The following is a 12915-nucleotide window of genomic DNA, read 5'->3' on the forward strand; positions in this document are numbered from 1 at the left end:
GCACCCCCCGCGTCGCCCCGCCGCGCCCGCCCGCGCTCAGTCCTGGGCGCGTTCCGCCGTCAGGTAGGCGATCACCATGTCGCCGAGCATGGTCCGGTAGTGCGCGCGCCGGGCCGGGTCGACCAGGTCGCGGCCGAACAGGGCGCCGAAGGTGTGCCGGTTGGCGACCCGGAAGAAGCAGAAGGAGCTGATCATCGCGTGCAGGTCGACGGCGTCGGCGTCGGCCGTGAACAGCCCGGAGCGCCGCCCCTCGGCGAGGATGCGGCGGATCACGTCCAGGGTGGGGGAGCCCATGCGGGCGAGCGTCTCGGAGGAGGCGATGTGCTCCGCCTCGTGGATGTTCTCGATGCTCACCAGGCGGATGAAGTCCGGATGTTCCTCGTGGTGGTCGAAGGTCAGCTCCGCGAGCCGGCGGATGGCCGCCACCGGGTCCAGGTGGTCGACGTCGAGCCGCTGCTCGGCCTCCCGGATCACGCCGTAGGCCCGCTCCAGCACGGCCGTGAAGAGCCGCTCCTTGCCGCCGAAGTAGTAGTAGATCATCCGCTTGGTGGTGCGGGTGCGGGCGGCGATCTCGTCGACGCGGGCCCCGTCGTAGCCGGCCCGCGCGAACTCGCGCGTCGCCACGTCGAGGATCTCGGCCCGGGTGCGGGCGGCGTCACGGGTGCGCGCGCCGGATCGTGCCGGTTCGTCGACGCTGGTCATCGGGTTCCTTCGGCTGCGGGCGGGCGAGGAGCTGAGGGGCCCGGGAGGTCCAGGGGCCGGTGCCGGTGATTGTAGAAGGCGCCCGTGGCGGCCGGTGCCGGAGCACGGGAGGGGCTTCCCCGCGGCCCTGCCCACCTGCTATGACTAACGTACTGGTTCGTACATTAGTCGCCCGGGTTCCGTGCCGGAGCCCCTCAGGAGGTCCCCGGTGGCCAAGGACGCGTATCTCGTCGGACTGATCGGTTCCGGCATCGGACCGTCGCTCAGCCCCGCGCTGCACGAGCGGGAGGCCGACCGGCAGGGCCTGCGCTACGTGTACCGGCTGATCGACATCGACACCCTCGGCGTGCCCCCCGGGGCGGTGGGCGATCTGCTGCGCTCCGCGCGCGACCTGGGCTTCGACGGACTGAACATCACCCACCCCTGCAAACAGCTCGTCATCGACCACCTCGACGGCCTCTCCCCGCAGGCCGAGGCCCTGGGCGCGGTCAACACCGTCGTCTTCGACGGGGGCCGCGCCGTCGGCCACAACACCGACGTCACCGGATTCGCCGCCTCCTTCGCCCGCGGGCTGCCGGACGCCGCGCTGGAGCGGGTCGTCCAGCTCGGCGCCGGCGGCGCGGGCGCGGCCGTCGCCCACGCCGTCCTGACCCTGGGCGCGGAACGGGTCACCGTCGTCGACGCCGTCCCCGAGCGGGCCGCCGCCCTCGCCGGCTCCCTCAACCGGCGCTTCGGCCCCGGCCGGGCCGCCGGCGCCGCCCCACGGCGGCTGCCCGGCCTCCTCGCCGACGCCGACGGCCTCGTGCACGCCACCCCGACCGGCATGGCCGCCCACCCCGGGCTGCCGCTCCCCGCCGGTCTGCTGCGCCCCGGGCTGTGGGTCGCCGAGGTGGTCTACCGGCCGCTGGAGACGGAGCTGCTGCGCACCGCCCGCGCCGCCGGCTGCGCCACGCTCGACGGCGGCGGGATGGCCGCCTTCCAGGCCGCCGACGCGTTCCGCCTCTTCACCGGGCGGGAACCCGACACCGGGCGGATGCTCGCCGACATCGCCCCCCTGGCGCAGGCCCTCGGGGCCCGACCGTAATCCCTGGACCGGAAGAGACCGGAAGAGAGAGGTGCCCCTCGTGCGGACGTCCATCGCCACCGTCTCCCTGAGCGGATCGCTCACTGAGAAGCTCACGGCCGCCTCCCGGGCCGGCTTCGACGGCGTGGAGATCTTCGAGACCGACCTGCTGGCCGCCCCCCTGACCCCGGAGGAGGTCCGCGCCCGCTGCGCCGACCTCGGCCTCACCGTCGACCTCTACCAGCCCCTGCGCGACCTGGAGGCCCTGCCGCCGGACGAGTTCGCCCGCGCGCTGCGCCGCGCCCGGCACAAGTTCGAGCTGGCCCGCAGGCTCGGCACCGACACCGTCCTGGTCTGCTCCAGCGTCTCCCCGCACGCGGTGGACGACGACGCGCTCGCCGCCGGGCAACTGAGCCGGATCGCCGACGCGGCCCGCGAGCACGGCGTCCGCGTCGCCTACGAGGCCCTCGCCTGGGGCCGGCACGTCAGCACCTACGACCACGCCTGGCGCATCGTCGAGGCCGCCGGGCACCCCGCCCTCGGCACCTGCCTGGACAGCTTCCACATCCTCTCGCGCGGCAGCGACCCCCGGGGCATCGAGGACATCCCCGGCGACAAGATCTTCTTCCTCCAGCTCGCGGACGCCCCGCTGCTCGCCATGGACGTCCTCCAGTGGAGCCGCCACCACCGCTGCTTCCCCGGCCAGGGCGGCTTCGACGTCGCCGGCCTCCTGCGGCACGTGCTGCGCACCGGATACGCCGGACCCCTCTCCCTGGAGGTCTTCAACGACGTCTTCCGCCAGTCCGAGGCCGGGCCGACGGCCGTGGACGCCCAGCGCTCGCTGCGGCTGCTGAAGGAGGCGGCCGGCCTCGACACGCCGCCCGCCCCCGTCGTGCCCACCGCGGTCGCCTTCGCCGAACTCGTCACGCCCGACGCCGCGCCCGTCACCGCCGTCCTGGACGCGCTCGGCTTCACCCGCGCCGCCCGCCACCGGGGCAAACCCGTGGACCTGTGGCAGCGGGGCGAGGCCCGCGTCCTGGTCAACACCGGCCCCGGCGAACGCCGCGACGGCACCCACCTCGCCGCCGTCGGACTGGAGTCGCCCGACCCGCACGGCGCCGCCCGCCGGGCCGAGGCCCTGCTCGCCCCGGTGCTGCCGCGCCGCCGCGCCCCCGGGGACGCCCCGCTGGAGGCGGTCGCCGCGCCCGACGGCACCGAGCTGTTCTTCTGCGCCACCCGGCGCCCCGGACTCCCCGACTGGCGGGCCGACTTCGAGGGCACCGGGCACGCCCCCGGCACCGGCGGCCACTGGCGCGTCGACCACCTGTCGCTCACCCAGCCCTGGCACCAGTTCGACGAGGCCGTCCTCTTCCACCGCGGCGTCCTCGGACTGCGCCCGCAGGAGAGCGTGGACGTCGCCGACCCGTACGGCCTGCTGCGCAGCCGCGCCGTCACCGGCGAGGACGGCGCCGTCCGCATCGTCCTGACGGTCGGCCCGGCCCCGGGCGACGCCACCGCGCACGCCCAGCACATCGCCCTCGGCACCGACGACGTGGTCGCCGCCGCCCGCCGCTACCGCGAGGCCGGCGGCCGGCTGCTGCCGATCCCCGCCAACTACCACGACGACCTCGCCGCCCGCCACACCTTCGCCGACGGGGAACTGGAGACCTACCGGGAACTGGGCATCCTCTACGACCGCGACGAGTACGGCACCTTCCGGCACTGCTACACGCACACCGTGGGCCGCGTCTTCTTCGAACTCCTCCAGCGCGACGGCGGCTACCGGGGCTACGGCGCGGTGAACGCGCCCGTCCGCCTCGCGGCGCAGCACGCGGTACGGAAGAACGCCGTCGCCTGACCCGGTCCGGCGGCTACTTCTTCACGGCGTGGCCGCCGAACTGGTTGCGCAGCGCGGCGACCATCCGCATCTGCGGCGAGTTCTCCTGGCGGGAGGCGAACCGGGCGTAGAGCGAGGCGGTGATCGCGGGCAGCGGCACCGCGTTGTCCACGGCCGCCTCCACGGTCCAGCGGCCCTCGCCCGAGTCGTCGGCCCAGCCGCGCAGCTTCTCCAGGTGGTGGTCGTCGTCGAGGGCGTTGACGGCGAGGTCGAGGAGCCAGGACCGGATGACGGTGCCCTGCTGCCAGGAGCGGAAGACCTCGCGGACGTTGTCCACGGAGTCGGCCTTCTCCAGCAGCTCCCAGCCCTCGGCGTACGCCTGCATGATGGCGTACTCGATGCCGTTGTGGACCATCTTGGCGAAGTGCCCGGCGCCGACCTTGCCGGCGTGGACGTACCCGTAGGGGCCGTCCGGCTTGAGCGCCTCGAAGACGGGCTTGAGCGCGTCGATGTGCTCGTCGTCGCCGCCGACCATGAGCGCGTAGCCGTTCTGGAGCCCCCACACGCCGCCGGAGACGCCGGCGTCGACGAAGCCGATGCCGCGGGCGTGCAGTTCCTTGGCGTGCTTCTCGTCGTCGGTCCAGCGGGAGTTGCCGCCGTCGACCACGATGTCGCCCGGTTTGAGCAGGGTCGAGAGCTGGTCGATGACGTGCTGGGTGGCGCCGCCCGCCGGGACCATCACCCAGACCGCGCGCGGCCGGTCCAGCCCCTGGACGAGGTCGACCAGGCCGGGCACGTCGGACAGCGCGGGGTTGGTGTCGTAGCCGATGACGGTGTGGCCGGCGCCGCGCAGCCGCTCGCGCATGCTGCCGCCCATCTTGCCGAGTCCAACGAGGCCGATCTGCATGTCAGTTCACTTCCCGATGTCGCGGTAGGCGGCCACCAGCGCGGCCGTGGAGGGGTCGAGGCCGGGGACGTGGGCGCCCTTTGAGAGGGCGGGTTCGACACGGCGGGCGAGGATCTTGCCGAGTTCGACGCCCCACTGGTCGAAGGAGTCGATGTTCCAGACGGCGCCCTGGACGAAGACCTTGTGCTCGTAGAGGGCGACGAGCTGGCCGAGGACGGAGGGCGTCAGCTCGGGGGCGAGGATGGTGGTGGTCGGGTGGTCGCCCCGGAACGACTTGTGCGGCACCAGCTCCTCCGGCACACCCTCCTCCCGCACCTCGTCCGGCGTCTTGCCGAAGGCGAGGGCCTGGGTCTGCGCGAAGAAGTTGGCCATCAGCAGGTCGTGCTGCGCCCCCAGCCGGCCCCCGAGCCCCCGTACGGGCCGGGCGAAGCCGATGAAGTCGGCCGGGATCAGCTTGGTGCCCTGGTGGATCAACTGGTAGTAGGCGTGCTGCCCGTTGGTGCCCGGCGTCCCCCACACCACCGGCCCGGTCTGCCAGCCCACCTCCTGCCCGTCGCGGTCCACCGACTTCCCGTTGGACTCCATGTCGAGCTGCTGGAGGTAGGCCGGGAAGCGGGAGAGGTAGTGCGAGTACGGCAGCACCGCGTGCGACTGCGCGCCCAGGAAGTCGCCGTACCAGACGCCCAGCAGCCCCATCAGCAGCGGTACGTTGGACTCGGCGGGCGCGGTGCGGAAGTGCTCGTCGACCAGGTGGAAGCCGTCCAGCATCTCGCGGAACCGGTCCGGGCCGATCGCGGCCATCAACGACAGGCCGATCGCCGAATCGAAGGAGTACCGGCCGCCGACCCAGTCCCAGAACTCGAACATGTTCGCCGTGTCGATGCCGAACGCGGCGACTTTCTCCGCGTTGGTCGACACGGCGACGAAGTGCCGGGCGACGGCGGCCTCGTCGCCGAGCGCGTCCACCAGCCAGTCCCGCGCGGAGGCGGCGTTGGTGAGGGTCTCGACCGTCGTGAACGTCTTGGAGGCGACGATGAACAGCGTCTCCGCCGGGTCCAGGTCGCGGGTCGCCTCGTACAGGTCCGCCCCGTCCACGTTCGACACGAAGCGGAACACCAGGGAGCGGTCGCCGTACGCCCGCAGCGCCTCGTACGCCATGGCCGGGCCGAGGTCGGAGCCGCCGATGCCGATGTTCACCACGTTCCGGACGCGCCGCCCGGTGTGGCCCGTCCACTCCCCGGAGCGCACCCGCTGCGCGAAGGCCGCCATCCGGTCCAGCACGGCGTGCACCCCGGGGACCACGTTCTCCCCGTCCACCTCGACCACCGCGCCCCGTGGGGCGCGCAGCGCGGTGTGCAGGACGGCGCGGTCCTCGGTCGTGTTGATCCGCTCCCCGCGGAACATCGCGTCCCGCAGCTCGAACACGCCGGTGGCCACCGCCAGTTCGCGCAGCAGCGCCAGTGTCTCGTCGGTCACCAGGTGCTTGGAGTAGTCGACGTACAGGTCGCCGACGCGGGCCGTGTACCGCTCGGCGCGGCCGGGGTCCTCGGCGAAGAGCCGGCGCAGGCTCGGGCGGGGCAGGGCGTCCGCGCGGTGGTCCTCCAGCGCGGTCCACTCCGGCCGCAGGGTGAGCACGGCGGGGGCGGGGCTCTCAGACATGGGCGCGCTCCCCCTCGGGGGACTCGCCGCGCAGGGCGATGGCGTACATCTCGTCCGCGTCCAGCCGCCGCAGTTCCTCGGCGAGGAGTTCGGAGGTGGGGCGGACCTTCAGCGCGAGGGAGCGCGGGGGCTGGCCGGGCAGGGTCATCGTGGCGAGCGGGCCCTCGGGCCGGTCCACGACGATCTCGCCGCCCGCGGTGCCGAGCCGGACGGCGGTGACGACCGGACCGTCGGTGATCACCCGCTCCACCCGCACCTTCAGCCGCGCCTCCAGCCAGCGGGCGAGCAGTTCGGCGGCCGGGTTCTCCGCCTCCGCCTCCACGGCCGCCGAGGTCACCTCGGTCCGGGCCTGGTCCAGCGCCGCCGCCAGCATCGAACGCCACAGCGTCAGCCGGGTCCAGGCGAGGTCGGTGTCGCCCGGCGTGTAGGAGCGGATGCGGCTCTCCAGCGCCTCCATCGGCCGCTCCACCGCGTACAGGTCGGTGATCCGGCGCTGGGCGAGGGCGCCGAGCGGGTCCTGCGCCGGATGCTCGGGCGCGTCGACGGGCCACCAGACGACGACCGGCGCGTCCGGCAGCAGCAGCGGCAGTACGACGGAGTCGGCGTGGTCGGAGACCTCGCCGTAGGTGCGCAGCACCACCGTCTCGCCGGCGCCCGACTCGGAGCCCACCCGGACCTCGGCGTCGAGATGGGAGAGGGTGCGCTCGCGCAGGTTGCGCGGGTGGCGCCGGATGACGACCAGGGTGCGGGCCGGGTGCTCGTGGGAGGCTTCCTCGGCCGCCTTGATCGAGTCGTAGGCGTTCTCCTCGTCGGTGACGACGACCAGGGTGAGCACCATGCCGACGGCGGGGGTGCCGATGGCACGGCGGCCACGCCTCAGCGCCTTGTTGACCTCGCTTGCCGTGGTGTCGGTCAGATCGATCCTCATGGCCTGCGCCAGCTCCGTCCGTCTCGTGCGAGCATCTCGTCGGCTTCCCGGGGCCCCCAGCTCCCCGAGGGGTACCGGGCGGGCCTGCCGTGCGCGGCCCAGTACTCCTCGACGGGATCGAGGATCCGCCAGGACTCTTCCACCTCCTGGTGCCGGGGGAACAGGTTGGCGTCGCCCAGAAGGACGTCGAGGATGAGCCGTTCGTACGCCTCGGGGCTGGACTCGGTGAAGGACTCGCCGTAGGCGAAGTCCATGGAGACGTCCCGGATCTCCATGGAGGTGCCGGGCACCTTGGAGCCGAAGCGGACGGTCATGCCCTCGTCGGGCTGGACGCGGATGACGATCGCGTTCTCGCCGAGTTCCTCGGTGGCGCTGGTGTCGAAGGGGGAGTGCGGGGCCCGCTGGAAGATCACGGCGATCTCCGTGACCCGGCGGCCGAGGTGTTTGCCGGTGCGCAGGTAGAAGGGGACGCCCGCCCAGCGGCGGTTGTCGATGGCCAGGCCGACGGCGGCGTAGGTGTCGGTGGTGGACTGCGGGTCGATGCCCTCTTCCTCCAGGTAGCCGGGGACCTGGGCGCCGCCCTGCCAGCCGCCCGCGTACTGGCCGCGCACCGTGTGCGCGCCGAGGTCCTCGGGCAGCCGGACGGCGCGCAGCACCTTCAGCTTCTCGGTGAGCAGGGAGGGGGCGTCGAAGGCGGCCGGTTCCTCCATCGCGGTGAGCGCGAGGAGTTGCAGCAGGTGGTTCTGGATGACGTCGCGGGCGGCGCCGATGCCGTCGTAGTAGCCGGCCCGGCCGCCGATGCCGATGTCCTCGGCCATGGTGATCTGCACGTGGTCGACGAAGGACCGGTTCCAGATCGGTTCGAACATGGTGTTGGCGAAGCGCAGCGCCAGGATGTTCTGGACGGTCTCCTTGCCCAGGTAGTGGTCGATGCGGAAGACCTGGTCGGGTTCGAACACCTCGTGCACGAGCGCGTTGAGTTCGCGGGCGCTGGCGAGGTCGTGGCCGAAGGGCTTCTCGATCACCGCGCGCCGCCAGGAGCCGTGCGGGGCGTCGGCCAGCCCGTGGTTCTTGAGCTGCTGGACGACCTTCGGGAAGAAGCGGGGCGGCACGGAGAGGTAGAAGGCGTGGTTGCCGCTGGTGCCCTGGGAGGCGTCCAGCTCCTCCACGGCCTCGCGCAGCCGTTCGAAGGCGGCGTCGTCGTCGAAGTCACCGGGCACGAAGCGCATGCCGGCGGCGAGCTGCTGCCAGACCTCCTCGCGGAAGGTGGTCCGCGCGTGTTCCTTGACGGCGTCGTGCACGACCTGCGCGAAGTCCTGGTCCGCCCAGTCCCGGCGGGCGAAGCCGACCAGGGAGAACCCCGGCGGCAGCAGGCCGCGGTTGGCGAGGTCGTAGACGGCGGGCATGAGCTTCTTGCGGGACAGGTCGCCGGTGACGCCGAAGATGACCAGCCCGGAGGGGCCGGCGATCCGGGGCAGGCGACGGTCGCGCGCATCGCGCAGGGGGTTGCTCCAGTCGAGTGGCGGTACGGGCGTGACGGCCTCGGCGGGCCGCCGCCGGCCGCCCTTCCTCGCCGCGCGGCCGGGGCCCTTTCCGGGGCCGGTGCGGGGGGCGGTGCCGGTGCCGTTTCCGGTGTCCTGGGTGCCGTGGGTGCCGTGGGCGCCTTGGGCGTCCTGGGCGTCCCGGGGGTCCCTAGCGTCCCGGGGGTCCCCAGCGTCCCGGGGGTCCCCAGCGTCCCGGGGGTCCCCGGGGTCCCGGGCGTCCCCGGCCGGGCCGGGGGCCTCGCCGCCCCGGCCTTCGCCGGTCCGCCGGTCCTCGGAGTCCGGTGGGGTGCCCTGGGGCTCCCGGGCCGTCCGGGCACCCCGGTGGCCCTCCGCTTCCTCCGCCGTCCCGGCCCCGTGGACCGTCGTCGCGGGAGGCTCCTCGCTCATTCCCCGTCAACTCCCTTGCCGTCGAGGGACTCCGTCGTCGCACCGCATCCGTACCCACCGCACCCGCCGGGGCCCGCCCGGCGGCGTACTTTTCCGCCGCCTCGCCACCGGGAGGACGGCCGCCGGCCGCGGTCGGCGCCGGGTCCACGAGCCGGGTGTGACCGGCTCCCTCCATACAGGGTGTCCCGATACGCCGCGACCTGCCTCCCCCGCGGCGACGGGCGGGCCGGCCCGGGTGCCCCGGCGCGGGGCGCGAGGGACGGTGCGGCGCCGCTCACCGTGGTGCGGGTACCGCGGAACGGCGTCGAGCATGCCGTCCGGTTTCGGGCCGCGGGCGGGGCCCGTGCCGGGCTGCGTGCCGGGCCTGCTCCGGGCCCGCGTCGGGACCCGACTCCGGACCCCCGCCGGGCAGCGCCCGCATCTGCCGATCACCCCCGGGGGTCACCCGTAGGCGCCATGTGAATGGATTCAACAGACCAGGCCAGGAGACGTTCCCGCCCCGACATCCCGGCCTCGCAGGACCACCCCCGTTCGTGGCCCACGGCACCCGCACCCCTTGACAGCGCGGTGGCCCATCCCTAGCTTCCGCCTGAATCGATTCATCGCCGAGTCGTAAACGGAGCCGATCGTGATCAGTAGAAGACGACTGCTCAGCACGACCAGCACGGCCGCCCTCGCCACCGCCCTCGCCGCTCCCGGGGCCCGCGCTGCCGGGGCCGCCGCCCCCGGGCCCGCCGCCGCCCCGGGAGCGCCCCCGCGCGTCGACGCGCTCACCGTGGAGTACGCCGAGAAGCCGCTCGGCACCGACGTCGCCCGCCCCCGGCTGAGCTGGCCCCTGAGCGGCGACGGCGCCCAGAGCGCCTATCAGGTCCGGGTCGCCACCTCGCCCGCCCGGCTCGCCCGGCCCGACGTCTGGGACAGCGGCAAGGTCGTCTCGCGCCACTCCGTCCTCGTGCCGTACGCCGGCCCCGCCCTCGGCCCGCGTACCCGCTACCACTGGCAGGTCCGCGTCTGGGGCGCCTCCGGGAAAGCCGGCCCCTGGAGCGCCCCGTCCTGGTGGGAGACGGGCATCGGCGACTGGTCGGCACGGTGGATCTCCGCCCCCGCGGCCCTGGTCGCCGCGCCCGACCTCACCGACGCCACCTGGGTCTGGTACCCCGAGGGCGACCCCGTCAGCGGTGCGCCGGCCGGCACCCGGTGGTTCCGGACCCGCGTCGAGATCCCCTCCGGCGTGACCCGCGCCCGCCTCGTCACGACCGCCGACGACGGCTACACGGCCCACCTGAACGGCGTACCGGTGGCCCACGCCGAGGCCGACGGCCCCGCGCAGAACTGGAGCCGCCCCGCCCTCACCGACGTCACCGCCCGGCTCGGCACCGGCACCGCCGTCCTCGCGGTCGAGGCCACCAACGCCTCCGAGAGCCCCGCCGGACTCCTCGCCGCCCTGGAGGTCACCCTCGCGGACGGCACCGTACGCGCCCTGTCCCTCGCCGGCTGGAAGGCCACCGACCGTGAACCGGCCCAGGGGTGGACCGCGCCCGGGTTCGACGACGCGGCCTGGCCCGCCGCGAAGGTGCTCGCCGCGTGGGGCGCCGGACCCTGGGGCAAGGTGACCCCCGCCCTGGCCCCCGCCGTCCAGTTGCGCCACGAGTTCCGGCTCCGGCGCGGCACGATCACGCGGGCCCGCCTCTACGCCACCGCCCTCGGCCTGTACGAGGCGTGGCTCGGCGGACGCCGGGTCGGCGACGACCGCCTCGCGCCCGGCTGGACGGACTACCGCCGGCGCGTCCAGTACCGGACGTACGACGTGACCGGGCTGGTCTCACCCGGCGACAACGCCATCGGCGTGACCCTCGCGGCCGGCTGGTACGCGGGCCGCATCGCCTGGCTCGGCCCCCACCAGTACGGCGAACACCCGGCGTTCCTCGGTCAGTTGGAGGTCACCTACGCCGACGGGTCGACGCAGACGGTCGGTTCAGGACCCGACTGGCGGGCCGCCACCGGCCCCGTCACCCACGCCGACCTGCTGGCGGGCGAGGAGTACGACGCCCGCCTGGAGACGCCCGGCTGGACCGCCCCCGGGTTCCGCGACGGAGCCTGGGCGCGCGCCGAGGCCACCGGGCCCGTCGACGCCGCCCTCGTCGCCCAGACCGACGCCCCGACCCGCCTCCAACGCACCCTGCCCGCACGGGCGATGACCGAGCCGCGGCCCGGCGTCTTCGTCTACGACCTGGGCCAGAACATGGTCGGCACCGTCCGCCTCACCGTCACCGCGAAGGCCGGCACCACCCTGCGGCTGCGCCACGCCGAGGTGCTGAACGAGGACGGCACCCTCTACACGGCGAACCTGCGCACCGCCGGCGCCACCGACACCTACGTCTGCAAGGGCGGGGGCCGGGAGACCCACGAACCCGCCTTCACCTTCCACGGGTTCCGCTACGTCGAGGTCACCGGATTCCCCGGCCGGCCCCCGCTCGACGCCGTCGCCGGCCGCGTACTGCACACCGATGCCCCCTTCACCATGGAGTTCGAGACCGACCAGCCGATGCTGGACCGGCTGCACACCAACATCACCTGGGGCCAGCGCGGCAACTTCCTCTCCGTACCCACCGACACCCCCGCCCGCGACGAACGGCTCGGCTGGACCGGCGACATCAACGTCTTCGCGCCGACCGCCGCCTACACCATGGAGTCCGCCCGGTTCCTGACCAAGTGGCTGACCGACCTGCGCGACGCGCAGACGGCCGACGGTGCCTTCACCGACGTCGCCCCGCACGTCGGCGACCTCGGGCACGGCACCGCCGGCTGGGGCGACGCCGGGGTCACCGTCCCCTGGGCGCTGTACGAGGCGTACGGAGACCGCCGGGTGCTGGAGGAGTCCTGGACCTCGATGGTGCGGTGGCTCGACTACCTGGAGGCGCACAGCAAGGGCTACCTGCGGCCCGCCGAGGGGTACGGCGACTGGCTGAACGTGCAGGACGAGACGCCCAAGGACGTCCTCGGCACCGCCTGGTTCGCGCACTCGGCCGACCTGGTCGCGCGCACCGCCGAGGCGCTGGGGAAGGACCCCGGACCGTACACCGCCCTGTTCCGCGCCGTACGGGACGCCTTCCGCGCCGCCTACGTCGGCGACGGCGGGCGCGTGAAGGGCGACACCCAGACCGCCTACGTCCTGGCGCTCTCCATGGACCTGCTGGCCGACGCCGACCGGCGGCCCGCCGCCGAACGCCTGGTCGAGCTGATCCGGGCCCGGGACTGGCACCTGTCCACCGGCTTCCTCGGCACCCCCCGGCTCCTGCCCGTGCTCACCGACACCGGCCACACGGACGTCGCCTGGCGGCTGCTCACCCAGCGCTCCTTCCCCAGTTGGGGCTACCAGATCGACCGGGGCGCGACCACCATGTGGGAACGCTGGGACTCCATCCGGCCCGACGGCACCTTCCAGGACGCCGGCATGAACTCCTTCAACCACTACGCGTACGGCTCCGTCGGCGCCTGGATGTACGCCACCGTCGCCGGGATCGCCCCGGCCGCGCCGGGCTTCCGCGAGATCCTGGTCCGGCCGCGCCCCGGCGGCGGGGTCACCCGGGCCCGCGGCCGGTTCACTTCGGTGTACGGCCCCATCGAGACGCGCTGGAGCACCGGCCGGGACGGCTTCCGCCTGGCGCTGACCGTCCCGGCCAACACCACCGCCGAGGTCTGGCTGCCCGTCACCGCCGGACGCGCCCACCACGCGGCGCGCGGCACGGCCGCGTTCGTACGCACCGAGGACGGCTGCGCCGTCTACGCCGCGCCGCCCGGACGGCACGACTTCACCGCCTGAGCGGCGCGGGCGCACGGCCGAGGGGGCCCCACGGTGTGGAGCCCCCTCGGTGTGTGGTGTTGCCG

The 12915-nt window shown here is 74.1% G+C and carries 8 protein-coding genes; 3 read left to right on the forward strand and 5 right to left on the reverse strand.

Translation table 11 applies throughout. The features are described from left to right. Positions 1-36 precede the first annotated feature (36 nt). Positions 37-702 (reverse strand): TetR/AcrR family transcriptional regulator, encoded by a 666-nt coding sequence (locus J5Y05_RS04260; RefSeq protein WP_210868372.1) that lies wholly within the window; start codon positions 700-702, stop codon positions 37-39. A 208-nt stretch (positions 703-910) separates the two neighbouring features. On the opposite strand from J5Y05_RS04260, the gene J5Y05_RS04265 reads away from it, so the two are divergent. Together J5Y05_RS04265 and J5Y05_RS04270 are read left to right on the forward strand one after the other, a co-directional pair. Beyond that, positions 911-1786: a shikimate dehydrogenase gene (locus tag J5Y05_RS04265; protein WP_210868373.1), complete on the forward strand. Its 876-nt coding sequence runs from the start codon at positions 911-913 to the stop codon at positions 1784-1786. Between the two features lie 40 nt (positions 1787-1826). After that, the gene (locus J5Y05_RS04270) at positions 1827-3623 is read left to right on the forward strand and encodes a bifunctional sugar phosphate isomerase/epimerase/4-hydroxyphenylpyruvate dioxygenase family protein (RefSeq protein ID WP_210868374.1); all 1797 of its coding nucleotides are present in this window, start codon (positions 1827-1829) and stop codon (positions 3621-3623) included. A 13-nt stretch (positions 3624-3636) separates the two neighbouring features. Here the strand turns inward: J5Y05_RS04270 and gnd are convergent, their stop codons facing one another. The 4 genes from gnd to zwf are packed head-to-tail and all read right to left on the reverse strand — an operon-like array spanning position 3637 to position 9027. Then, complete coding sequence (gene gnd / locus J5Y05_RS04275) at positions 3637-4509, reverse strand: phosphogluconate dehydrogenase (NAD(+)-dependent, decarboxylating) (RefSeq protein WP_210868375.1); 873 nt, start codon at positions 4507-4509, stop codon at positions 3637-3639. Between the two features lie 6 nt (positions 4510-4515). Then, the gene (gene pgi, locus J5Y05_RS04280; protein WP_210868376.1) at positions 4516-6168 is read right to left on the reverse strand and encodes a glucose-6-phosphate isomerase; all 1653 of its coding nucleotides are present in this window, start codon (positions 6166-6168) and stop codon (positions 4516-4518) included. Further along, on the reverse strand, positions 6161-7096 hold the full coding sequence (gene opcA / locus J5Y05_RS04285) for a glucose-6-phosphate dehydrogenase assembly protein OpcA (RefSeq protein WP_210868377.1): 936 nt from the start codon (positions 7094-7096) through the stop codon (positions 6161-6163). Before opcA ends, pgi begins: the two co-directional genes overlap by 8 nt. Continuing rightward, complete coding sequence (zwf, locus tag J5Y05_RS04290; RefSeq protein ID WP_247614026.1) at positions 7093-9027, reverse strand: glucose-6-phosphate dehydrogenase; 1935 nt, start codon at positions 9025-9027, stop codon at positions 7093-7095. Before zwf ends, opcA begins: the two co-directional genes overlap by 4 nt. 628 nt (positions 9028-9655) lie before the next feature. Between zwf and J5Y05_RS04295 the strand changes: the two genes are divergently transcribed. Next, positions 9656-12850: an alpha-L-rhamnosidase gene (locus J5Y05_RS04295; protein ID WP_210868378.1), complete on the forward strand. Its 3195-nt coding sequence runs from the start codon at positions 9656-9658 to the stop codon at positions 12848-12850. Positions 12851-12915 lie beyond the last annotated feature (65 nt).

This window comes from Streptomyces tagetis, assembly GCF_018069565.1.
In the GTDB taxonomy this organism is placed as follows: Bacteria; Actinomycetota; Actinomycetes; order Streptomycetales; family Streptomycetaceae; genus Streptomyces; species Streptomyces tagetis.

What these genes read in the sequence shown, in the direction of transcription:
- J5Y05_RS04260 (WP_210868372.1), bottom strand. Translation starts at nt 702, where the DNA reads ATGACCAGCGTCGACGAACCGGCACGATCCGGCGCGCGCACCCGTGAC.
- gnd (WP_210868375.1), bottom strand. Translation starts at nt 4,509, where the DNA reads ATGCAGATCGGCCTCGTTGGACTCGGCAAGATGGGCGGCAGCATGCGC.
- pgi (WP_210868376.1), bottom strand. Translation starts at nt 6,168, where the DNA reads ATGTCTGAGAGCCCCGCCCCCGCCGTGCTCACCCTGCGGCCGGAGTGG.
- opcA (WP_210868377.1), bottom strand. Translation starts at nt 7,096, where the DNA reads ATGAGGATCGATCTGACCGACACCACGGCAAGCGAGGTCAACAAGGCG.
- zwf (WP_247614026.1), bottom strand. Translation starts at nt 9,027, where the DNA reads ATGAGCGAGGAGCCTCCCGCGACGACGGTCCACGGGGCCGGGACGGCG.